The organism is Desulfonatronum thiodismutans (genome assembly GCF_000717475.1).
In the GTDB taxonomy this organism is placed as follows: Bacteria; Desulfobacterota; Desulfovibrionia; order Desulfovibrionales; family Desulfonatronaceae; genus Desulfonatronum; species Desulfonatronum thiodismutans.
Genome location: NZ_JPIK01000020.1, coordinates 1 through 23,559, shown reverse-complemented (window position 1 = coordinate 23,559; position 23,559 = coordinate 1). Strand labels below are relative to the sequence as shown.

At 58.2% G+C, this 23,559-nt stretch carries 17 protein-coding genes and 1 tRNA gene; 6 read left to right on the top strand and 12 right to left on the bottom strand.

The window, feature by feature from the left end:
- Positions 1-23: 23 nt before the first annotated feature.
- Genes GY33_RS0114535 through ercA form a run of 5 tightly spaced genes read right to left on the bottom strand, consistent with a single transcriptional unit; the run spans position 24 to position 8,775 of the window.
- Positions 24-989: a response regulator gene (locus GY33_RS0114535; protein WP_031388030.1), complete on the bottom strand. Its 966-nt coding sequence runs from the start codon at positions 987-989 to the stop codon at positions 24-26.
- Entirely contained in the window at positions 986-4,552 is a 3,567-nt protein-coding gene (locus GY33_RS19965; protein ID WP_051822680.1) for a response regulator, read from the bottom strand. The genes GY33_RS0114535 and GY33_RS19965 overlap by 4 nt, the downstream gene beginning before the upstream one ends.
- A complete protein-coding gene (locus GY33_RS0114525) occupies positions 4,549-5,832 on the bottom strand; it encodes an ABC transporter substrate-binding protein (RefSeq protein ID WP_035272380.1) in 1,284 nt (427 codons plus the stop codon). The genes GY33_RS19965 and GY33_RS0114525 overlap by 4 nt, the downstream gene beginning before the upstream one ends.
- A gap of 56 nt (positions 5,833-5,888) precedes the next feature.
- Positions 5,889-7,625 carry an ATP-binding protein gene (locus tag GY33_RS0114520; RefSeq protein ID WP_051822679.1) on the bottom strand — a complete coding sequence of 579 codons (1,737 nt, stop codon included), beginning with the start codon at positions 7,623-7,625 and terminating at the stop codon, positions 5,889-5,891.
- Entirely contained in the window at positions 7,618-8,775 is a 1,158-nt protein-coding gene (gene ercA, locus GY33_RS0114515) for an alcohol dehydrogenase-like regulatory protein ErcA (RefSeq protein WP_031388026.1), read from the bottom strand. Before ercA ends, GY33_RS0114520 begins: the two co-directional genes overlap by 8 nt.
- A gap of 269 nt (positions 8,776-9,044) precedes the next feature.
- Between ercA and wecB the strand changes: the two genes are divergently transcribed.
- From wecB to GY33_RS0114490, 5 genes are all read left to right on the top strand, one after another.
- Complete coding sequence (gene wecB, locus GY33_RS0114510; RefSeq protein ID WP_035272378.1) at positions 9,045-10,217, top strand: non-hydrolyzing UDP-N-acetylglucosamine 2-epimerase; 1,173 nt, start codon at positions 9,045-9,047, stop codon at positions 10,215-10,217.
- Positions 10,218-10,221: 4 nt separating this feature from the next.
- Positions 10,222-12,492 carry a glycosyl transferase family protein gene (locus tag GY33_RS0114505; protein WP_035272376.1) on the top strand — a complete coding sequence of 757 codons (2,271 nt, stop codon included), beginning with the start codon at positions 10,222-10,224 and terminating at the stop codon, positions 12,490-12,492.
- On the top strand, positions 12,489-15,947 hold the full coding sequence (locus GY33_RS0114500) for an NfrA family protein (protein WP_031388023.1): 3,459 nt from the start codon (positions 12,489-12,491) through the stop codon (positions 15,945-15,947). The genes GY33_RS0114505 and GY33_RS0114500 overlap by 4 nt, the downstream gene beginning before the upstream one ends.
- Entirely contained in the window at positions 15,910-16,986 is a 1,077-nt protein-coding gene (locus tag GY33_RS0114495) for a DUF4434 domain-containing protein (protein WP_161788481.1), read from the top strand. Before GY33_RS0114500 ends, GY33_RS0114495 begins: the two co-directional genes overlap by 38 nt.
- A gap of 74 nt (positions 16,987-17,060) precedes the next feature.
- On the top strand, positions 17,061-17,738 hold the full coding sequence (locus GY33_RS0114490; RefSeq protein WP_031388021.1) for an HAD family hydrolase: 678 nt from the start codon (positions 17,061-17,063) through the stop codon (positions 17,736-17,738).
- A gap of 297 nt (positions 17,739-18,035) precedes the next feature.
- Here GY33_RS0114490 and GY33_RS0114485 read toward each other — a convergent pair.
- Positions 18,036-18,112 (bottom strand) — tRNA-Arg (locus GY33_RS0114485).
- Positions 18,113-18,189: 77 nt separating this feature from the next.
- Positions 18,190-19,095, bottom strand: coding sequence for a DMT family transporter (locus tag GY33_RS0114480; protein ID WP_031388020.1), 906 nt, complete (start codon positions 19,093-19,095; stop codon positions 18,190-18,192).
- A gap of 107 nt (positions 19,096-19,202) precedes the next feature.
- On the opposite strand from GY33_RS0114480, the gene GY33_RS0114475 reads away from it, so the two are divergent.
- Positions 19,203-19,895 (top strand): PHP domain-containing protein, encoded by a 693-nt coding sequence (locus tag GY33_RS0114475; protein ID WP_031388019.1) that lies wholly within the window; start codon positions 19,203-19,205, stop codon positions 19,893-19,895.
- Positions 19,896-19,973: 78 nt separating this feature from the next.
- On the opposite strand, the gene sbtM is transcribed toward GY33_RS0114475, so the two are convergent.
- From sbtM to GY33_RS0114450, 5 genes are all read right to left on the bottom strand, one after another.
- Positions 19,974-21,515 carry a thio(seleno)oxazole modification radical SAM maturase SbtM gene (gene sbtM, locus GY33_RS0114470; RefSeq protein WP_235185535.1) on the bottom strand — a complete coding sequence of 514 codons (1,542 nt, stop codon included), beginning with the start codon at positions 21,513-21,515 and terminating at the stop codon, positions 19,974-19,976.
- 204 nt (positions 21,516-21,719) lie between these two features.
- Positions 21,720-21,935 carry an SbtA family thio(seleno)oxazole RiPP natural product precursor gene (gene sbtA, locus GY33_RS0114465; protein WP_031388017.1) on the bottom strand — a complete coding sequence of 72 codons (216 nt, stop codon included), beginning with the start codon at positions 21,933-21,935 and terminating at the stop codon, positions 21,720-21,722.
- A 168-nt stretch (positions 21,936-22,103) separates the two neighbouring features.
- Complete coding sequence (locus GY33_RS0114460; protein ID WP_031388016.1) at positions 22,104-22,298, bottom strand: PLDc N-terminal domain-containing protein; 195 nt, start codon at positions 22,296-22,298, stop codon at positions 22,104-22,106.
- 183 nt (positions 22,299-22,481) lie between these two features.
- A complete protein-coding gene (locus GY33_RS0114455; RefSeq protein WP_031388015.1) occupies positions 22,482-22,595 on the bottom strand; it encodes a desulfoferrodoxin FeS4 iron-binding domain-containing protein in 114 nt (37 codons plus the stop codon).
- 225 nt (positions 22,596-22,820) lie between these two features.
- The coding region (locus tag GY33_RS0114450; protein WP_152555209.1) for a transposase at positions 22,821-23,559 on the bottom strand (739 nt) is incomplete at its 5' end.

The following is a 23,559-nucleotide window of genomic DNA, read 5'->3' as shown; positions in this document are numbered from 1 at the left end:
CGTTCCGGAGTAAGCCACCCTTTTCAATCACCGAATCCGCCCCGGCGATTGATAAAAAAAGAGCTCCCTGAAATGCTCTTGGCGACTTTCTTCACCTCCGCGCACATGGCGGAGACCTCCAAGTGATGGCTGAAGGATTTTGCATCCACTTCCACCACTCCCAGACTGATGGTCATCAACGGAAAAGACCGTAACTTTCCATTGCGGTCCTTGACCCGTATTTCGCCTTTCTCCAGGTCTTCTTCGGAGTAGAAGGAGCGAATCCCCTCGTCAAAGTCCCGGATCAGCCGATCCACGGCGATCCGGGTACATTCCGTCGGAGCGATGAATACGAAATCGTCGCCGCCCACATGGCCCACCATCCGCCCCTTGCCGCAAGCCGCCTCCACCGCCGCGACGATCCGGTTCGCCGTGAAGCGCAGAACCTGATCTCCGGCCGCGAACCCATATTTGTCGTTGAAGGCCTTGAAGTTATCGATGTCCGCGTAGACCACGCTCAAGGGCCGTTCATCATTCAGGGCCTCGGCAATGGCCTTGAGGATGGAATTGTTGCCGGGCAACTGGGTCAGGGGGTTGGCGTCCAGGGCTAGTTGGCGCAACCGCTCCAATTCCATCAACACGTCATGCAGACGAATGTGGGTCTGGACCCGGGCCAGAATTTCCGCCTCGTTGAACGGCTTGGGGATATAGTCCACCGCTCCGGCGGAAAACCCCTGGACAATATCCTCCGAGGAATTCTTGGCCGTGATGAAGACGATGGGCGTGGCCGTGAACCGGCTCATGGATTTGATCCTGCGACACAGTTCCAGACCGTCCATGCCGGGCATCATGATGTCCAGCAGAAAAATGTCCGGGGCCTCCTCGTCGAGGATATCCAGGACTTCCTCCCCATTTTCCGCCACTAAAACTTCGTAACCGGATTTTGTCAAAATATCGTGCAACAAATGCAGGTTGCTCGGTGAATCATCCGCAATCAAAACCGTCTTCATGGTTCTTTCAACTCCTCGATCCGAGTCAACTGCGCGTAGGCGCCGCGCAAGGCGGCCATGTCCATGTTTCGGGCGTGACCGTGGAGAGAGCGAGGCAAAACCGCGGCCTCCGGAAGTCCCCTGGCTTCAAGCATTGTCGTCAGTTCTTCGCCAAGAGCCGCGATACGCTGAATGTTTCTGGACTTCAAGGTCTTGCGGAGATCCTTCCAGTGAGTCGCTACGGTCGGATCGTCCCGAACGGCCAGGACAAAAGCCCGAACGGCCTGTCCCTCTTCGATTTTTTCCAAATCACCTTCTTGAACGTTTGGCGCTCGTGCCGCGATCATCGCCACCACCCGTGCCTGGATCGTGGCAATCAGCGGCCTGGCTTGCGTCCAATCTTCATGCTCCAGGGCCGCCTCCAGGTCTTCGGCCGCCTCGCGAATATCCTCCAGACGCAGGTTGGCCGCACTGCCCTTCAGGGTGTGCGCGCACACCCGGGCATTGGCCACATCCCGCTTCCCTTCCGCAGCGAGAAGCTGGGCCAGTATTTCCGGAGTATGCTTGATAAACAGCGCCACGGCTCTATTAATGATCTCGCCATGCCCGAAGCCCTGCTCTTCCCTGCCTTTCAGTCCGGATGCACTTCGGACAAGCGAAGGCCCCCGGGCACCGAGCGCATTGGATCGGCCTGGTGAATATTTTTCAAGGATGCGGACTAAGTCGCCGGTTTTCACGGGCTTGGAAAGATAATCATCCATTCCAACAGCCAGACATCTCTCCCGGTCCTTTTCCATGGCATGAGCGGTCATGGCTACGATAGGCGTTCGCCGACCGCCGGACTCGCTTTCTCGAATGCGTCTGGTGGCTTCGAACCCGTCCATGATCGGCATCTGGCAGTCCATGAACACCAAGTCGTACTTCCCGGTCCGCACGGCCTCCACGGCCTCGCGTCCGTTGCCGACCACGTCCACGGCGGCCCCCATCTCCTTGAGCAGCCCCTTGGCGACTTCCTGATTGACCAGATTATCCTCCACCAGCAGGATTTTACCTCCCAGCCCCCGCCCACCGGATTCTCGTCCCTCTTGGGCCGCCCGGGCCTCAACAATGCGGTGCCGGGTAATCAGGCCGTCCGGATCCCGCCCTTTCAGGCTGGCCAACAGAGTCAAGGTGTCGTACAGATGCGACTGCAACACCGGCTTAAGGAGGTATGCGGCAAAGCCTACTTGCTCCATTCGCTTGGCGTCGCCCCGCTTGCCCATGGAGCTGAGCAAAACGAGTTTCGTAGCGTTCAGATCCGGATCAGCCTTAATCCTGCGAGCTAGTTCTTCCCCGTCCATTCCCGGCATATGGAAATCCAGAATCGCGATTTGGTAGGGCACGCGTTTGGAAACTCCTTGTCGCAGCAGTTCCAAGGCCCGTGCCCCTGAGTCGGCCAAACCGGCCTGAATCTTCCATCCTTGGAGCAGTTCCTCCATAATTTCCAGGTTGACCGGATTGTCGTCCACCGCCAGCACCCGCAACGACTCCATGTCCACGGTCTGATGAATGTCCACTTCGACTTGCTCGGCCTGATGCAACTCCAAGACCATCGTAAAAATCGAGCCTTGTCCAAGCCGACTTTGGACTTGAATTTTGCCGCCCATCAATTCCACGATCTGACGGGAAATGGACAACCCCAGCCCAGTGCCGCCATAGACGCGGGTAGTGGACTGATCGGCCTGGGTGAAAGACTCGAAAACCCGTTCAATCATCTCTTGGGAAATACCTATTCCGGTGTCCTCTACGGCGATCCGCAACTCGTGTCTCTCCTGCCCCAGATCCAGGCAGTCCACACCCAGATAGACATGCCCCTTTTCCGTGAACTTTATGGCGTTGCCCAGCAGGTTGGTCAGCACCTGACGAATCCGTCCCGGATCGCCCACGTAGCGGTCCGGACAGGACGGAGGATAACGGACGATCAGTTCCAGTCCTTTTTCCTCGGCCCGGGCCGCCAGCAAGTGGGCCATTTCTTCAACGACGACACGCAGGTTGAACGGAATTGATTCAATGCTCAGCTTCCCGGCTTCCAGCTTGGAGAAGTCCAGAATGTCGTTGATGATTCCCAGTAGCGCCTCCGCGGATCTCTTGACGGTCATGGTGTAGTGACGCTGCTGGTCGCTCAGGTCGGTACGGGCCAGCAGTTCGGTCATGCCCACGACCCCGTTCATCGGAGTGCGGATTTCGTGACTCATGTTGGCCACGAATTCGCTCTTAGCCCGGTTGGCCGCCTCCGCCGCGTCCCTGGCCCGGCGCAGCTCCTCCTCGGCCTTCATCCGTTCCATCATCTCCTGGCTGAGCTGCTCTACCGCTGCGTGCAATTCGCTGGTCCGCTCCTTGACCCGGCGGTCAAGCACCAAATGGGAATGCTTCAAGGCGCGTTGCGCGCGCTTCGTCGAGGTGACGTTGCGCACCAGTAAAATCACGAAAGCCTCGTTACCCAGACGCAGAATCGTGGCCACGATTTCGATGTCCAGCTTTTTGCCGCCCTTGTTTGGAACCAACACCTGATAGCGTCGCTTGCCGTCGGGGCCCGCCGCAATATCCGGAGAATCCTCGGATCGCTCGGCCAGTTGCCGCATTTCCTCGAACACCCGCCGCGCAACGTCGTTGCCGAACAAATCCTCCATGCTTTTGGTGGCGAACTCCTGCTCAGAGTAGTCCAGCATGGTCCGGGCCGCGGGATTGAACTGCAGAAGATTGCCCCGCAAGTCATAGACCATCATGCCGTTGGCCATGTTCATGTAGATGGCGTTGAAAAAAATCAGGTTGTCCTGGAGTTCTCGCGTGGCGACCTGAATCCGTCCATGCAGTCCGGAGATCATTTCATCCAGGTGCCGGGCCATCCGTTGCATGGTCACGGCCAGGTCGCCGATCTCATCCTTGGAACTGACATTCAGCGGAGCGTCAAATTCATGATCGGCCACGCGCCTGGCATAGTCCGAAAGTTGGGTCAAAGGCATGGAGATTCGGTTCATCAGGATGAAGGCCACGCCGATGCCCACAACGAAAAAGAAGATGAACATCCCGTGCTGGAACAGAATCTCCCGCCAGATGAAGGAGTTGATGCTGTCCATATCCATGCCCACATGCACGGTCCCGGCCAGCCCGCCGAGAATGGGGTGCGCGATGTCCAACACCATGCCCAGGGCCGGAACCTTGATTTTCCGCACACTGACTTCATGGTACGGCATTCGATCGGTGGCCGAGGACGAGCGAAGACGCAGCAACTCCTCGGGCACCCTGGGCGTAAACGTGTGGGAGATCACATCCCCGGCGCGGTCCTGGACGTAGACGTAGGCCACGTTCTTGATTTCCAGATACTGATCTATAACCGCCTGCACGGTGGCCGCGTCCCTACTCAAAAGCAGCTCCGTGCTGGAGTTGGCGATGCTTCTGGCAATAGCCATGGCCTTGCTTTCGTTTTCCAGCATCAACTGTCGATGCAGGGTCCATCCGGAGTACAGGGAGGAAACCGTGGCCATGGCCCCGAAAATGACAACCATGGCCAGAAGAGTCTTCCGAAACAGTTTGGAAGGCTTCATTGCTGCCCCTCCTTGGACCAATCGTCCCAACAGTGCAACGGAACGAACCGACCGTCCCGGACTGTGGAGAAATAGACGACGTCCATTCCCTGGCGACGTCCCGCCCCGAGAAAAACAGGCTCGCCGATGCCCAGGTTGATCAGCAGGGGAACGGACTCCGAGTCCTCAGTCTCCTCGGCCAACTCATCCAACGGGATTCTTCGCGCAAGTTCCGTGAACACCTTGGCGTTGAGCATGCCCTCGAAGCTGGCGAAACTGTACGGCAAAGGGTCATACGGCTGCGGCGTGAGTTGCGGCGGCAGTTCGCAGGAGCACTGGTCCATGAGCCAGCGATACTCCATCACTCCCCAGTGCGAATAGTCCTGGTAGCTGGGCACCACCTGGGAATTGACCAAGTTCCGGGTGTAGCTCCGCCCTGTAAGCCGCTCCTGCTCCAGCAGCAATTCCAGCATGCTTTCGCTGGCCACGAAGGAGACGTTGGCTATAGGCACGTCCCAGCCCTGATCGCGGGCGTCGCGGATAAAGGCGGCGGCCGCTGCGTAGGAGGCGATGCTGATGACCACGTCCGGGGCCGCCTCGCGCAAAATGTCCACCTGCTTGCCCATGTCTCGCTGGAACTGAAACCCGCGGGCATAGGTGGCTTCCTCGACAATTGACAGATCGTGACGATGCAGGGCGTTGCGCAGCCCTTCCCAGCCGCTGCGGCCGTAGGAATCAGCCTGGTAGAGAATCGCGAATCGCTTTTTTCCCAAGCGAATGAACTCCCGGACCAGGGCGTCCACTTCCTGAGCATAGGAAGCGCGCAGATTGAAGACGTAGCCGCCATAGGGCGGCTGGCGCTGAGGTTCCGCGCCGGTTACCGGAAAAAAAAGCGAAACGCCCCTGTCTTCGTAAACTTTGAGCAGGGGCAGAACACGGGTCACGGTGGGCGTGCCCACGAAGCTGAACAAGGCGTCCACCCGATCCTGCTCCAACAGCCGGACCGCGTTTTCCAGGGCCAAGACCGGATCATACGCATCGTCATAAGCCAAAAAGGTAACAGGCCGACCGTTGATTCCTCCCTGGCGATTGACATGCTCGAAATACGCCATGGCCCCGCGATAGACCTCAATGCCCAAAGCTTTGATCGGCCCGCTGAATGCTCCGGACATGCCCACCCGAATCGGCTCCGGCTCATTATCCGAGGCAGAAACTGGAATCGCCAAAAACAGAATCAGAAGCGAAAACACGAACAACCGCCCAGCCTTTTGGGTCCATTTCAACAACAAACTCGTTTGCATGAGTATATTCGCCGACTCCTGAATCGCATATCTATTCAAAAAAAGTTTTCTGGCATTCATCCTTCTTCCTCGTCTCCACTCATCAATCGATCCAAAACATGTCGCAACTCGCTCACCGTATAAGGCTTGGCCACCACGGCGTCGAAACCGTACTCCCGATAGTGGGCCATGGCCGGAGCCGTGCTGTAGCCGCTGGAAACAACGGCCTTGAGAAGCGGGTCCACGGCCTTCAGCCGCCCGACCGCCTCCACTCCGCCAATGCCGCCGGGAATGGTCAAGTCCATGATGGCCACGTCGAAAGCCTGGTTGTCCTCTCGCGCCCGGTGCAGGGCCTCCAAGGCCTCTCGTCCGTCACGGACCAGGGTTACGGTATAGCCGATGCCCTCCAGAATCTCTCCCATGGATTCACGGATCATGTCGTCGTCGTCCATGAAGAGAATACGATGGGCGACCTCAGTCGAAGGGAGAGGCTCACTGGGTTGCCTCTGAGCCGTATCCGTCTCGGACCGCGTGGCTGGCAGGCAAAACGTGAACGTAGCCCCCTGACCCAGCTTGGACTTTACGGTCAGCGTTCCTCCGTGCTTCCGGACGATCGAGTAGGAAGTGGCTAATCCGAGTCCGCTGCCCTGGGCTTTGGTGGTAAAATAAGGATCGAATATTTTGGGCAATATCTCTTCGGGGATTCCCGGGCCACTATCCTGGATGGTCACGCAAAGATGGTCGCCATGGGGCAAGTGCTCTTCCAACGTCGATTCCAGAGCATCCTCGGCGTGCATCATCACGTTGCGCACGGACACGCGCAGCATCCCACCCTCGGGCATGGCCTGAACGGCGTTGATCAACAAGTTGTTCAAAACCTGCGAAATCTGTCCCGGATCAATGTCCACCAGCCATAAATCATCGGGAATGGTCAGCATGGGTTTGACGTTGGTTCCGGCCAGAACCAACCGCAAGGCATCACCGACTAAAGCCGCCATGGAAGCGACTCTGCGCACCGGCTCCCCGCCCTTGGCAAAGGTCAACAGTTGCTGAGTCAATCCTTTGGCCTGCAGGCAGGCGTTTTCAGCATAGGTCAATTTTTCCAGAATAAGATCCGTCTGATCCAGGTGCAGCTTGGCCAAGGATATCTGGTTCATGATCGCCGTCAAAAAATTATTGAAATCGTGCGCGATGCCACCGGCCAGTACGCCAAGAGCCTCCAGGTTTCCGGTCCGTTGCAGTTCCTCCTCCATGCGCAACCGTTCGGATATGTCCCGGACCACGACCACGGCGTAAGGGGCTAGGTCGAACCGAACCAACCGCGAAGAGACTTCCACGGGAAAACATTCCCCATTGGAACGGATGAATTCCGTGATAATGGACCGCCCGTGCTCGGACTGCTCCAGAGTGGAGAGAAAGGACTCCAGCCGACGATGATCCTTGGTGGGGAAAAGATCGAAAAAGGAAAGCTCCAGAATTTCCTGACAAGAGTAGCCAAGCTGGACGCAGGCTGATTCATTCACGTCCACCATGGCGACATCCGGCATGTCGGAATCCGGTTGGCGTGAATCCGGCAACCGAATCAGAAAAATCCCTTCATTGCTGCCGTCCAGCAGGGTCTTGAAGCGATGCAACTCCCGCAAGCGCTGCTGCAACTGCGGGTAATAGCTTTTGTGGATGGAATCTTCGCCCAGGCCGATGATCCGACGACGCAAGGCGTCGCGGTTGATCGTCGCCCCCTGGAGGTCGACGTCAGCGTCGTTTTCGGGAACCAAGCCTTCGAGTGGGATGGACCTATTCATGGTTTCAGGCATATATGCGTTCGATGTCCTCCACAGCAGGGTGGACGGGATTGGTGACCATGCAAGGATCGCACACGGCCTGACGGGACAATTCCAGAATATCCGATGGACTGACGCCCAGATCTCCCAGGTCCCTGGTCAGCCCGACCTGCCTGCGCAACGCCACAAGCCCCTCCACCAGCGCCTGACGCTGACCGTCGGCCTCCAGTCCCCGACAGCCCACCCCCAAGGCTTCAGCCACCCGCAGATAGCGATCAGGGATGGCGTGGAAATTGAAATCCACCACCCGGCTGAGCAGAATGGCGTTGCACTCGCCATGAGGCAGGTCCAGCAATCCGCCGAGACTGTGAGCCATGGCGTGGGTCGCGCCCAGGCTGGCGTTGGAGAAAGCCAGCCCGGCATACAACGAGGCCAGCATCATTCCGGATCGGGCTTCCATGTCCAGCGGGGCTTCCACTGCTTGCGGCAGGTGCCTGCCGGTCAGACGGACGGCCTCCAGGGCATGCAGATCCGTAATGGGGGAGCTGGCGTTGGACGCATAGGCCTCCACCGCGTGAGTCAAAGCGTCGTACCCGGTACAGGCCGTAAGATGCGGCGACATGCTGGTGGTGGTTTCCGGATCGATCAAGGCGATATCCGGAACCATGGCCTTGCTCACGATGGCGATTTTCACCTTGCGCGCCTGATCCGTGATGATCGCGAACTGCGAAACGTCGGCGGAACTGCCCGCGGTGGTGGGAATGCAGATCAAGGGGGGGCCGGGCACCGGAACGTTGTCCACGCCCTCGAAGTCCAGGATCGGACGGTTGTTGACGCAGACGATGCCGATCCCCTTGGCGCAGTCCAGGACGCTGCCGCCACCCAGAGCGACGATGGCCTGGCAATCCTCCTGAAGATAATATCTCGCCCCCCGCATGACCTCCTCCGCCCGCGGGTTGGGGGAAAGGTCCGAAAAAAGCCGATACTCCAGATTTGCCTGATCCAGACTGCCGAGGACGTCCGTGGCCCACGGCAGCCCGCGGACCACCTCGTCCACCACAACCAAAACCCGACGCACCGAGAAATTCCGGGCGAACTGCCCGACAAGCCGACGTGCCCCCACCCCGAAAACAAACTCCGGGGCCACAAATTTCCGCAAATTCTCCATGGAAGCTTGAGACATGGCCGCACCTCCAAACCGGGACATCCCAACAGGCCCGAAAAAAGAAAACATGACGGGAATGTGAACCAACCTGCGAGCTGAGAGAAAAGCCGTACAGCAAAAACAATGAATAATCCATAGACATCGACAAAGAATTCAGAAAAAAATAACTCAAAAAATGGTACTTGCCTCCTTCCTCATCCTCGCCCCCTCTGGTGTTTTAAATCCGAAACGAATAGATGACGCGGCAAGCGCTTCATCTATTCGTTTCTCCTCAACCAAACCTACCCATGCCCCATACCATCGACATCGTCCTCGGCACACGGCCCGAAGCCGTCAAAATGGCCCCGGTCATCGCCGCTTTTCATGAATTTCCCGAAGATTTTTCGGTCCGGGTGTTGAGCACCGGGCAGCACAAGGAGATGCTCACGCAGATCCTGGATTCCTTTGACCTACGACCCGACCGCGACCTTGAAGTCATGCGTCCGGGGAGTTCTCTAGCCGAAACGACCGCGGACGTGATCCGCGTCATGGACCGGGAAATCAAAAGCCGCCGACCTGATCTGCTCCTGGTCCAGGGTGACACCACCACGGTCCTGGCCGCGGCCCTGGCGGCGTTTTATCACCATGTGCCCGTAGGACACGTGGAGGCAGGCCTGCGGAGCCATGACCTCCAAAATCCTTTCCCCGAGGAAGCCAACCGCCGCCTGGTCTCCATTGTCACCGGGCTGCACTTCGCGCCAACTGATGCGGCTGCCGACGAATTGCGGGCCGAGGGCATCCCTCCGGAGAACATCGCCGTCACGGGCAATACCGTAGTGGACGCCTTGTTGCATTTCGAGGACAAACTCGGCCCCCTGGCTCCGGATGTCCAAAACCTCCTCCAGGGACGGCGCTTGATCCTGGTCACGGCCCACCGCCGGGAGTCGTGGGGCCAGGGCTTGGAAAACATTTGCCGGGCCGTGGAACGCATTGTCCAGGACCATCCGGACGTGGTCGCGGTGTTTCCGGTTCACGCCAACCCGCTTGTCCAGCAAACCGCACGTCAAATCCTTGGGCACCATGACCGGATCGTGCTGCTTCCGTCCGTTCCGTACCTGGAATTCGTTCGTTTGATGCACCAGGCCGAACTGATCCTGACCGATTCCGGAGGCGTTCAGGAAGAAGCCCCTTCTTTCGGCATACCGGTCCTGGTTACCCGCGACGTCACCGAACGCGCCGATGCCGTGAACTGCGGCTTTGCCCGGCTGGTGGGCACGGACCCGCAAACCGTGACCCAGGCCGCGGGCGAAGTGCTCGCCAAGCGATCCGGGGTTTCCCGGATCATGCGCCGAAACGGCAACCCCTTCGGCGACGGACGGGCAGCCCAACGCATTGTCTCGGCCTCCAGGCGCTTTCTCCGCGCGGAACGCCCCTTGTTGCTCCCGGAAGAGACCTTCTTCGGAACCTGCTCCGAGGGATAGGCACATGGTTCAGGATATCCTACCCGTTCTGCTCATCTTTCTGAAAGCCGGTTTGTGGATTTTCGGACTGGTCTTTTTTCTGAACGGACTCAGCGACCTATTTATCGACTTGGTCCGCATCGGCAATGAAGTCTGGCGGCGAGTATTCGTTTTCGGTTTCCGAAGAGCCAAGCCCCTTGCCGAAGAAGACCTGACGGGCCGCCCCGAACAGTTCATCGCCGTAATGATTCCCTGCTGGGATGAATCCGCGGTCATCAGCCGCATGCTGGAAAACTCCATCAAGGTGCTCAACTATTCCAACTACGTCATTTTCGTCGGCACGTACCCCAACGATCCAGCCACGCAGCGGGAAGTGGACCTTGTCCGGGAGCGCTACGGAAACGTGGAACGCATCGTTTGCCCCAAGGACGGCCCGACATCCAAAGCCGACTGTCTGAACTGGATATTCGAGGGCATCCGGCATTACGAGAAAAGCCATGGCACTGAATTCGAAATCATTGTCATGGAGGACTCCGAGGACGTCCTGCACCCCATGCTTCTGAAGCTCTTCAATTACCTCATACCCCGCATGGACATGGTCCAGGTTCCGGTTCTGCCCATGGAACCCAAATGGTGGCAGTTCACCATGGGCACCTACCTGGACGAGTTCGCCACGAACCACTCCCGAGACATGGTCGTCCGGGAACTGCTCACCGGCAACCTCCCTTCCGCCGGTGTCGGGACGGCCTTTTCCAGAAAATTGCTGCTCACCCTGGCACAAGAAAACCAGAATCGCCTTTTCACCATCGGTTCAGTGACTGAAGACTACGATTTCGGCATCCGTCTGGCCCAAGTCACCGGAGTACGCCAGATATTCTCACGGGTGGCCTTTGAGCGCACCGTGCGCAAAAAAAGCCGCCTGACCGGACGGGAAAGGACTGTCCGCAAGCGGGATTATATCGGGGTCCGGGAATATTTCCCCCGCACCTTTGGCACCGCGGTCCGCCAAAAATCACGCTGGATATTGGGCATCACCTTGCAGGCCTGGGAAACCATCGGCTGGGTGGGCGGATTCTGGACCAGGTACATGCTGGCCAGGGACAGGGTAGGATTGATCACCAACCAGGTGAACATGCTGGCCAACATCCTCGTACCTGTCTATCTGACCGTCTGGGGCTACGTGTATGTTTTTCCCGACGCCTATCGCTATCCTCCCGTGGTCACCGCCGGAACGACGCTCTTCTATTTGATGCTGGCCAACCTGGGCCTGCTGCTCTGGCAGCTCGGCATCCGAGGCTGGTACGTGGCCCGAACCAACGGCATCGGCCAAGCCGCCTTAAGTCCCTTTCGGTTGATCTGGGCCAACGTCATCAATTTTTTCGCCACGATCCGGGCAATCAGGCTGTATACCCGGCACCTGCTTACCGGGACCCCCGTGGCCTGGGACAAGACCGACCACTCTTACCCCAGCGAGGAAGAGCTGGTCCGCTACCGGCGTCGCTTGGGCGATTTGCTGCTGGATCGTCGATTCGTGACCGTGGCACAGCTGGACACGGCCTTGGACCGTCAAAGGGCCACCGGGCAGCCCCTGGGCGCAATCCTGGAAGACATGGGCGTCCTTGAGGAGGACAAGCTTTTACAGACGCTGGGTGTTCAGCTCGGAGTCCAGACCACCGTCGTTGATCCGTACGCCGTGGACAAGGAAGTGATCGCCATGGTTCCCGCGGGCATGGCCCGGCGACAGCGTCTCTTTCCGGTGGGCCTCACTCCGGAAGGGGGCCTGATCCTAGCTGTTGACTCCATCAGCGACACAAACGAAATCAGACAACTGGAAAGTGAGCTCGGTCGTCCCATCGTATTACGTCTGACCACCCGCGGCGATTTATCCTTCGCGATACGCTTTGGCTATGAAAGATTGGCACGAGAATCGCTTGAAGAGAAACTTGCGGCGGAACTTTTGACTCAGAAACTTATTACTCCAGAGCAGCTCGATGAAGCCCGAACGAGACAAAGGAAGGGGTATCGGAACCTCGGAGAAGTCTTCACGGCTCTCGGACATTTGGACAGGTCCAGTCTCGTTGAACTCAAATCCTGCGTCGAAAACAGGCGGGATATCGCCCCGATGGGAACCTGTCTCCTGGAGCAAGGCGTCATAACCCAAGCCCAACTGGATGAAGCCCTGCAATTGCAAAACAGAAATACCAGACGGCTGGAAACCATTTTAATCGACATGGACGTGATCGATCAGGCGACACTGGAATCCGTTTCAACCCGTATCTCCGGACCCGACGCATGACCCTCTTCCTTGCACGCGCCGTCCTGCTTCTCGGCCTTTTCCTTTTTTCCTTCCCGGAAGACATCCTTGCCGAGCCAGCTGCTCAGCCGTTTGAAATCCATCGAACAGACGAAGGCGTCATCGCCCGCGAGCTGCGCAGAAACCGGACTTATCCGCACCAGGACATGGCGTTTCGCCTTCAGGCCAAGGACGACATCCGGGGCGCGGCCAACGAGCTTCAGGCGTTCCTGGCCATCGACCCGATTGAGGTCAACGTACGGCTTCAACTGATCATCCTGCTGGAGCAGCTTGGAGAGGATACCGAAATCGTCGAACACGCCAGTCGAATCCTGGAAAACCGACCAAACGCCCTGCTCCCGCGTCTTTATCGCGCCTGGGCTCTGGATCGCCTGGAACGCTGGGACGAAGCCCAAGCCGATTTTCAGCGAGTCCTGGATTTGCCGGATATCTCCAAGGAACAACACAGCGACATCCTTTTGACCCTGGTCAACCGGGCCATGGCCCGGGAGGACTTCCATCAGGTTCTGACGCTACTCGACGAATCCGTCCAGGAAGAATTCTCCTGGTCACCGAACCTAGTCCGTGGATTCGCCCTTTCCGCTCTCGGCGAACATACCCTGGCCCTGGAAGCGTTTGAAACAGCCGCTCTTCAGGCGAAATCCAGGGAATTTCGCAACCAGGCCCTATCGGCCGCCACCGAGGAAGCCATTCAGCTCGGGCAATACGCCCAGGCAAGAGCATTGCTTACGCAAACCACCCAGGCCCAGGAAACGCCACGCGAATTGGAGCCGCGACTGGCCGAGCTGGCTCTACGCGCCGGTCTTTCCACGGAAGCCGCGGAGCATTATCGCCGAGCCGTGGAAGCAGGCAACGAGCAGGCCCGCGGACATCTCGCGCAGCTGCTTTTCGATCTCGGCCAACTCCATGAAGCCGAGCATCATGCTGAAATCCTGGCGCAGACCACCGACCCGGATAAGCGCAAGCGGGCCCTGGTCATGCTCGGCGTCATTCGAGAGCGACGCGGCGATTTCCGAGGAGCAAGCCTGGCGTTTGAACAAGCCGCGCAAGACGACCTCTCTCCGGCATCCTGGACCACCCTGGGTGCGCTGGCCGTGAAACAGGAACGCTTTGACATCGCTGCCCAGGAATACGAAAAAGCATGGGAAGCCAGCGGAATGAAGGATGCCGCCATGGCGGAAATGATCGTCGGGTTCTGGACCAAAACCGGACGGATCGACCAAGCCATCGCCACCTCCCTGAAATTGGCCGACAACACCGACGCCGCCCCGAAAGACCGACTTCGGGCAATGGAGTCCGCGGCGCATCTGCAGCGGCAGGCTGGCAGCCCGGATGCCGCGGCAAGAACCCTGCTCCGCGCCGCGGCCTTGCCTGCCGTGGACGCGGAAAAACGAACGGACCTCCTGGGGCGTGCGGAGAGGCTGTTCTTGGAGGGCGACAGCCCTGAACAGGCAGGCGACGTTCTGGTCACTCTGCTGGAAGATACGGCCAGGGGACCGGATCGAGCCGACGTTCTGCTGCGCCTGGCCCGATTGGAACAAACACGTGCCCTGCCCGATTGGCAGGAACGAACCGTGGTCTTCCTTGAACAAGCCGAGGATCAACTCGGTCTCCCACCGGAAAAAGCCGCGCAAATCGCGGAATCTTCCGCGGAAATCCTCATCAGCCAAGGCGACCGTATCCGGGCGCTGCAAGCCATGGAACGCGCCGTGATTCGAGGAGGCGAACAGCCCGGTCGCATGCTCCAATTTGGTTATGCCCTGGCCGCGATGGACCTCCACCACCGCGCTCGAGACGCTTTTGCCCGGGCGGCCGAGCTTGGCGCGGGAGACATGGCCTGGGTCGGCTTGGCCAGATCCTACCAACGCCTCGACCAGCCCGGTTTGGCCCTGCACGCTCTCAACCAAGCCCTGTTCATGCGTGGTCAAACGGTTTTCGACTCCAAGCCGAGCCTGCTGCCGCAGGATGAGCAGTATCCCGTGTTGATGCTTCTGGGCTATCTGAACGAGGAACTTGCCCGCCATGATCTGGCCGTCGTCTGGTACGAAAAGGCATTGGCACTGCAAGACTCCCCGGAAACACGCTTTCGTCTGGCAAGAGCATTGCTGTCCAGCGGAGATGCGCTGCGCGCCGACGACATCCTCCAAGTTGTGGATCAAGCCGACCTTCCGGAACACGACCAGCCCCCGGGAGTCGTTTTGTTGGCCCGAATCGCCGGTGCTCTCGATCGCCTGGACGAATCGGAGTGTCTTTACCATGCCGCCCTGGTTCAGGCTGAGAACCAAGGGCACGGAGAAGAGCGACTCGCTGAGCTTTGGTTTGAGTTGGGCGGAATATATCGCCGCAAGGAAGACCATGAGGCCGCGGCGGAAGCCTTCGCTCAAGCAACGAGCCTGCATGGAACACCGGCGATGCTGATGGCCTCCGGCTACGAATTCCTGAAACTGGAGCGCATCGACGATGCCCGAATTCCTTTGAGCGAAGCGGCCCTGCATGAACCGGACTTCCTCGCGGTGCATCAGGACTTGGGCTACATCGCCATGCAGCAGGGCGACAACGAAGAAGCCGTAGCGCACTTCATGGATGCCATTGACAACGCCCCGCTTCGCCCCGCGGAAGATGAAGAACAGGCCCAGGCCGTCGCTGAGGATGTCCGAAGGATGCGCGGCGAAATACGGGCCCTGCGCAATGCCGTGGATCTGGACTTCTGGCTGACCTACACCTCGGGCAAAACCGGAACCCTCGGTGGATTGGCCGCGCCGGGCCGGGACGTGTTGCGCACGTCGTCGGGGATAGAACTGGGCTGGATTCCGCCGGAATGGGGCTTCCAGGACCATCGGATCTTCAAGCTCATCGGACGACTGGGCTGGAGCATGGAACCGGACAGTTTCCGCGTGCTGGACAACTCCTGGGAAGCGGCCCTGGGCCTTCGCTACAAGCCCTTGAAACCCTACAACCTGAATCTGGGCTTGGAGCGGCTGTTTTCTCTTTCCGGAGACGGGGAGGACAACTGGGTCGCCCGGGCCATGCTTTCCCTGTTCGATGACTCGGACCGGGTCCGTCCCAACGAAACGTTTTGGAATTACTCTTTTCTGTTCGGAGAAGTCGACGCCTATCTGGAGTCTCCGTCCCGATTGGCGGCCTATGTGGAGGGTCGTCAGGGCTTCAACTGGAAGGTGCGCGACAACCTGATCCTGACGCCGTTTCTGGTGGCCGACGCCAAGTGGTGGTCCGAATCACGGGCCGACGACGTCTCCTTTTACGAGGGCGGCCTCGGCCTTTCCACCCGCTACCTGTACGACGAGGACAAGTACTCCTTGCCCCGGAAAAGCGTGGAACTTCTCATGACCTACAAGGTAGGTCGAATATTCAATACGGACAACATCAAGGACGACCAAATTGACGCCTTTTTCGCGACACTGCTCTTCCGGTTCTAGGCTTCGGGCCGCGTGGTGGGCGCTCCTGACGTGCTTGGCCCTGGCCTGGGGCGCATCTCCAGTCCGGGCCGAGACTCCCCCGGCTTTTTCCTCTACGTTCATCCAGCTATGGGACCGTCATGCCGACTGGCCCGAGCAGACATGGGACACTCTCTGCGCTGATCTGAAGGCAATGGGTATTCAGGAAATCATCCTCCAATGGTCGCTGATCACCGAACCGGCTTTTTTCTGGCGACTGACCCCGGATCGACGCATGGAGGTACCTGACGACCTCGTTGACCCCGCTCCCGTCGTGGACCTGATCGTCGAAGCAGCCCGGCGGCATGGGCTATCAGTCCGATTCGGCCTGACCGAAGACCCGGCATGGTGGGAAAAAATAAAGAATGAAGCCGGACTGGTGGAGGTTTTTCTGAATCGCCTGCTCCAGGACCAACTTTCCCTGGCCCGGACTTTGGTGGAACGATACGGCGAGGATTTGGTTTTCGCTGGATTCTATATTCCGCAGGAAATCGACGACGCCACCTGGATTGACGCTCAACGCCTGAACCGGCTGACGAATCATCTGGCCCGCCTCACTGATGGGTTGCGCGAACTCTCCCCGGAAGTGGAAATTAGTGTCTCGTGCTTTGCCACCGGCCGCAACGACCCGATCGGGTTCGCCGCGCTCATGGCCGCTTTGGCCAGCTCCGGAAACATCACCGAGGTGCTGTACCAGGACGGCCTGGGCACCGAACGTCTCCTCCCCACCGAGTCGGCGGCCTACCTTGAGGCCTTGGCGACATCCATACCGCGGACCGGCGCACGCCTCCGCGTCATCGTGGAAACCTTCGCTCCCGCGGAAGACGGCCTCGGCTTTGTCCCGGCGTCCATGGAAAGAATCGCGGGGCAGTTGCGTCAAGCCAAACAATTTGCCGGCGACGACATCGTGGCCTTCAGTATTCCGGACTATCTCCACCCAGTGGCTGGTTCACGAGCTGAGGTCTTGTATAACGACTATTTAGCATATCTGAGATTTTTGCCTGAACTGATGCAGGAATAACGGGCCATGACATCACCATGGTTGTGCTCAGCAAAGCGCCCTTAACAACTCCTAAACTATCCCCCGGAGATGCAATGACGTTCCCCGCTCCATTCCAAGGCATTATCTTCGATCTTGACGGAACCCTGCTTGACACGCTGGAGGACTTGGCCGACGCCGTGAACACGGTCCTGACCAACCACCACTGGCCCACGCATCCGCTGGACGCCTATCGGCGTTTTGTCGGCAACGGCGTGACCACGCTGATTCGACGGGCCATGCCCGAGGATGAACGCCGTGAAGAACGACGGGTCGCGGAAATCGTTTCGGAAATGCGGGAGGTTTATGCCCGCGGGTGGGCCAACAAAACCAAACCGTACCCGGGGATCGATCCTCTCTTGAATGCCTTGCGAGAGCGTGGCGTCCCGATGACCATACTGTCCAACAAGCCTCATGACGCCACCGCGGCCATGGTCGACCACTTTTTCCCGACGAACCTGTTTCAACTGGTCATGGGCGCACGCCCGGACAAGCCCCGCAAGCCCGACCCGACCACTGCCCTGGAAACGAGCATGCACCTGGGACTCCCCCCTGAAGCCATCCTCTTTCTCGGCGACTCCGACGTGGACATGCATACCGCTAACGCCGCAGGCATGACCTCGCTTGGCGCGGCTTGGGGCTTCCGCGGCACTGAAGAACTTCTGGCCGCCGGCGCACGCGCGGTCCTGCGATCCCCAAAAGAACTGCTGGACTGGCTGACCCTTGACTGTTAGCACCTGCCCGCCGCGATTCTTCCTTGAGCCACGGCCAGTGAACCTTTGGTCCGTAGAGGACTTACCTGAGTGTTGAAAAAGTCCTTATCCACAGTCCGTCCAAAAACCCCAAGTGCAAGGAGCAAAAAAAGTTCAAGGTCGAAGCGTATTTATTCATACGTGAGAGTTTGAACTTTTTTTAGCGACGCAGCAATTGGGAGTTTTTCAACGGACTGGCACACCTCCAAGTGAGTACGCCCTGCCGGGCGCACCAAGAAAAAAAAGGTTTACGATTTTCATCGTAAACCCTTAATTTTTTGGCGCGCCAGGGAGGGATCGAACCCCCGACCCTCGGCTTAGAAGGCCGATGCTCTATCCAACTGAGCTACTGGCGCAAAGCGAGGATAATTACTGTAAGTTCTTGGGCTTGGTCAAGGGCGGCGAAAGCGCCTGGCTTCACAGGGCTCGAGAATCAACGAGAGACACAGCCGGGCCGGCTTTCGTTCCCGGCCCGGACCATGAGCAGGACGGAGATGATGATCAGCGTCGCTCCCAGAATGCCAAGGTAGCCCATTCGCTCGTCCCACCAAACAAAGGCGACCAGCGCGGCCACCACGGGTTCAAACGTGGCCACCACCGAGGCCCGGGTGGCTTCCAGGCGACGCAGCCCCGCACAATAGGCCAGGAAGGCGCCGTAGGTGGAAACAAGGGCCAAGGCGGCCAGGGCTATCCAGGCGACGAGCGTCTTTTCATGAAAATCCACGAACGGATACAGGGCCAAGGCTCCGACGGGCAAGGCGATGACCATCACCGAGGCCGCGGAATACTTGCCCAGATATCGCTTTCCAAAAATATAGTAGAGAGCGTAGGTCAGTCCCGAAAGCAACCCATACCCCACCGCCGCCGGACTCCAGAGGCCGTCACGCAGAGCGGTCAGGCCGTCCGGACCGAGGCTGACCCCCAGAACACCCAGCAAGGTCATGCCCACGGCCAGCAGTTTCAAACGCCCCAGGGCCTCCCCGAGAAATATCCGGGCCAGCAAGGCCACCCAGACCGGTGCGGTATAAAGCAGGACCGCGGCGACGGAAGCGCCGCCCAGTTCGACCGTCTTCTGAAACGCACCGTAAAACACTCCCACGCAGACCAAGCCGAAAAAGAAAAAAGCCGGCAGGTCAGGACGCTGGATGCGCCATTGCCCGCAAATCGAGACATGGACCATGAACAGCAGCGCTCCCAGCGTCGCCCGCCAAAAGGCCACCTCCAGCGGCTCCAAGCCTTGCTGAAAAGCCAGCAAGGCCAAAGGGCCGATCATCCCCCAGAGAGTTGCGGCCAAAAGCACATAGGCGTAGCCTGCCCTGGATTCTCTGGTCGGCTTCATTGAGTGCGTTCACCTTGGGTGATTGCTTCATGTCGCCGACTTTGCCGGATTTTCTCCTCCCCAAGGACTCCGCCAACTCCACCAACCAATGAACGTATTGCTTCTCTATGCGCATTGACTGCCACTTTCATACCAGCCTGCACTCCTGCTGCTCTTTCGTCAGCCCGCAAAAAGCATGTGAAATCGCCATCTCCAGGGGTCTGGACGCCCTGCTTTTCACGGAACACGGCGTCTACTGGGACCAGGACCGCCTGGACGCATTGCAATCCAACTACCCGAAATTGAAACTCTACTCCGGCATCGAGATCGCACTGACCGAGGGGTACCATATCGTGGCCTTTGGGACGCGGTTTCTGGATCGTCACGTGCCGCTCCTCTCCCTCTCCGACCTTAACCGACTGGTTGCCCCGGAGCGCGACAACACGTTTCTTTTCGTCGCGCATGCCTTTCGGTACCAGCCGGACCCAACGCCGGAACTGGAACACATTCTTGGTTGGTGCGACGGAATGGAAATGCGGTCCATCAACATTCTCCGCAATCATGCCGTCGCATCCCCCACCAAGTTTCTGTCGGCGGACCATGCCCTCTACGAGCACTCTTTACAAGCGCACAACCTCATTCCCTTATACAACTCCGACGGCCATGACGAGGATATCATCGGCTTGATTTCCAATGAACTGCCCGGAGTCACCCCTCCGGTGGACGAGGTGGCTCTCGCCCACCTTTTCAAAAGCAGCCACCCCACTGAATTTCAAGATCGCGAACGGCTTGCCCGTCACGACTTGTTGGGTTTCCCGTAGCGAAAAAGAGCGACCCAACGCTTCGAGACGCCCTCCTCGGCTCCGAGGCCTTCTCCTGGCTCTCTGACCCAGGGCTTTTTATCTCAAAGAAGTGCCTTCCATATTGCTATCATTGGAAAAATCCATAAAACAATACGGATCGCGATCTTTCGAAGGATCGAGTCCAAGGCTGGAGACCACGGCTTGGCACCCGCCGCAAACCGGCAGGAGCTTGCATCCCCGGCAGCCCTCGCTCCCGGAGCGATAGCCTTGACCCGCTTCGGAATCGTAGCATCCTGACAGGCCTTGCTCGAAAATGTTGCCCAGCGGAGACGGAAACTTCCGGCAGGCATGAACCTCTCCATCCGAAAGCAGGGTCAGGAAATTGAACGCGGCCCCGCAGCCGAACCCCGTGCAGCCGCCAAAGGGCTTCTGCTCGTTTTCATCCCGGATGATGTTGATCAGGTTGTCCTTGAGGCCCAGAACGGGGGTTTCCGGACAAGATTCAAGATAGTCGCGTAAAAAAGCCTGGTATGCCTGGGGATCAGGCATGCGCAAACTCGCCCCCTGCCCTACGGCGGACAACCGGTTGAACGTGAACAGGTCGGTCTTGCCCCGCAGTTCCTCGGCCAGAGGCAGGACCTGGTCCATGTTGTCCCTGGTCAGGGTCAGCATGACCTGGGAGGGGATGCCCAGTTCCCGGAGTAAGGGGAGAAAAGCCATCACCCGGTCGAAGTACCCCGGTTGGCGAATGTGGTCATTGTGCTCGCGCAGACCTTCCAGGCTGATCTGGTAGAGCGTGGGGCATTGAATCCGTAGCAGGCGCTCCAGACGCTCACGAGAGGCCGGGTTGCCCAGGATGCTGACCGGAAAACCGCGTTTCACGGCTTCCAGGTACAAGGCGTCAAAGTCCGGATAGAGCAATGGATTGCCGCCGGTAAACGTGACCTTGGCCCTGACGTTGCGCTCCAGGCAAAATGCTTCCAGTTCGTCCAGGACAAGCATGGCTCGATCCAGTGACAGCGGAACTCGTTCCGTGCGGTCGTAGCAATGCCTGCAATGCAGATCGCAGGCTTGGGTAACATGCCATTGCAAGGTAAAGACCCTGGAAACCAGGAAGCGCTCTGAATGCTTTTCCTTGGCGCAAAACCGTTCGGGATGTCTGCGTAAAAGTGACTTCGGAGCCAGCACCAGGCCTTTGAGCACGGCTTGGTCCACCGCACGATGCAACTGGGCCACGGGGACCCCGTATTCCAAGGCTGCCATGCCGATGGCCGATTCTTCACTGACGATTTTCAACCCGACCAGTATCCCGTCGTCGGCTGGTTGCGCCCTGGTTTTGTTTGTGTGGGGATCAAACCAGACCAGGACCGCCTGACGTCCCGGAATGATCTTGACCTCCTTTTGGGATTCCTTGCCAAGGGCCCGCGTCAAGCCGGACCAGTTCAGATCGAGAATTCGCAGACTGGGATTGAGTGTCTTCTTCGCCACCTGCCCCGGAATCCGGCTGCTTCCAAGGCCGCATTCGTGCACGGCATACTCCAACAGGGCCAATTCAGGCAGATATGCAGGCAGGTCCAGCGCCTGGACCAGGGAGGCGACAACGCCCGGAAAGCTCTCCAAATCTGTATCTTGCGGCATTCCGCGGAGCAGTTCAGACCACGTTCGTGGATCGATAAAGGCATGGCAGGCGGGAAAAATGTTCGATACTGCTGATGCGGTGTTGGTCATGGTTGTTGATGGCTATTGTTCCACCAGCGCCGGCCACCGACCGGCGCTGATGGATGAATGAGTGAACGGGAACAACCTGTTCCCAGAGCAGCCTTATCAGCTGCCTCGGCCTTCTCAGGCCCCGTTGCCTTCCGGCTCTTCTTCAATCTCTTCGTCCGGTTCCGCTTCGTCGTCATCCGGCCCATCACCACTGGTTTCAACTTTCGTCCCATTGGTGGAGCAACCCGAACCGCTGCCAAATGCCGGTCCGGGTACGGCAAGCGCACCGCCGGTAAGCAAAGCGGCCAAGCATAACCCGGCCAAATAGTTTTTCACATCCTGGGTTTCCACGATACCCTCCTTTCGGTGTACGGGATAGTTGAGCACTGTCGACAAAGGTCCGAAATATATCCAACAAACATAGGACCTTCGCGCCGACATTGCCCGCCATGGCCAAGGAATGGTTCCGGGTAGAGACCTCCTTTAACTGTGATGGGATGGCCCCGCGAGAGAGGTGTTTCAGCGAAGTCGATATCCGGAGCCGCGTGGTCCGGCCAGGAACCAGATTATCAATCCGATCAAGGGCAGAATGAGAATCAGGACGACCCAGAACACCTTCGACCCGGTGCTCGCGCGGCTTTGAAAAACCTGAACAATGGCCCAAACACAGGCGATCAGTAGAATCAAGCTGAAAATTCCGCCAACTTCTATCATGAGTTTCTCCCTGTTTCGTCGTCTTTCAGGACCAATCCGCCTCCACCATTACGCGGCATCGCACTCGCCTGTTGAAGATTTCGGTAGGTTATCCCGGAACAAAAACAGCGGTGTGAAAGGCAAAACCGGTTCCACGCACCGCTGTTTTCACGTATCGGAATAAGAAATCCCGAAGATTCGAGGTTACTGCTTGACCATCGGCTGGTCACAGCAAGACAGCTCTCCTCCGCCGGCCTCCTTGACTTCCACCACGTTTCCGCACAGTTCGCACTTGTAGATTTCTCCAACACTGGCCATGACTACCTCCGTTGTTTGGGGTTGGAACCTGAATCCGTGACTTTGCTTGATTAGAACCTCTCAGTGACATTTTGGGAACGATTTTTCAGCGTACCATTTAGGCTGCCAAGATACTGGAAACTAAAAATGAGCTATCTCAGCTTGAAATCATTCAGATCACCACTTTTTACCAGATTTTTGGCGCAATACACCTGTATCTTTTTCTTCTCCCAGCTTTTACAGGTGCTACGCTGGCTTGAGGCGTTGAAACAACCTGCCAAACCAAATATGCCACTCCTTGGAACATCCCAGTTGCATCACCAAAGTCCGGGCATGACTGATCAAACGGCAGGACATGAAGATCACGCTGTTCATCACCGTTTTGATCCTGCGCCGTGTCGCCTTTTTCAACCCCAAAGCCCTTTCCATGACCATGTCTTGAGATATGACCTTGAGCATGTTGTGCGCCAGCATGCCCATGCGCAAGAAGGCCTTGTTCACCTTGAACTTGCCCGAAGGCAACCGCTCCATGTCCATCTCGGTCTTGAACTCGGCATGGAACTGTTCGCTGGTGCCCCGCATCCTGTAGAGATGCAGGACCTCTTTGTCGCTGAAGTCTCTAAGGCTCGTCCAGACGCTGAAGATCTCGACTTTTGGCAAGAACAACAGCTGGCCTTTTTCCTTGTAGGTCTCCTTGACGTCGAAGACCAGACGAATCTCTTCCTCCCGATCCTTGAGGCGACGACAAGTGCTTCCGCGGTACACCCGAAATCCTTTTTTGGCATCCTCCCGGATCAGCACGCCTTTTTCCTTGGCCAACTCCAACCACTTCGTGCTGGATTCCCTGCGCCTGTTGTGCTTGAGGATGAAGTCCGTGTTCGGGCGATCGTGCAGATTGGCCAGCATTTCCTGATCCTCAAGACCGCAGTCCATTACCAACAACTTGGTTTCGCCGGTCATACGGTCAGCCAGCCCCAGGCTTTGG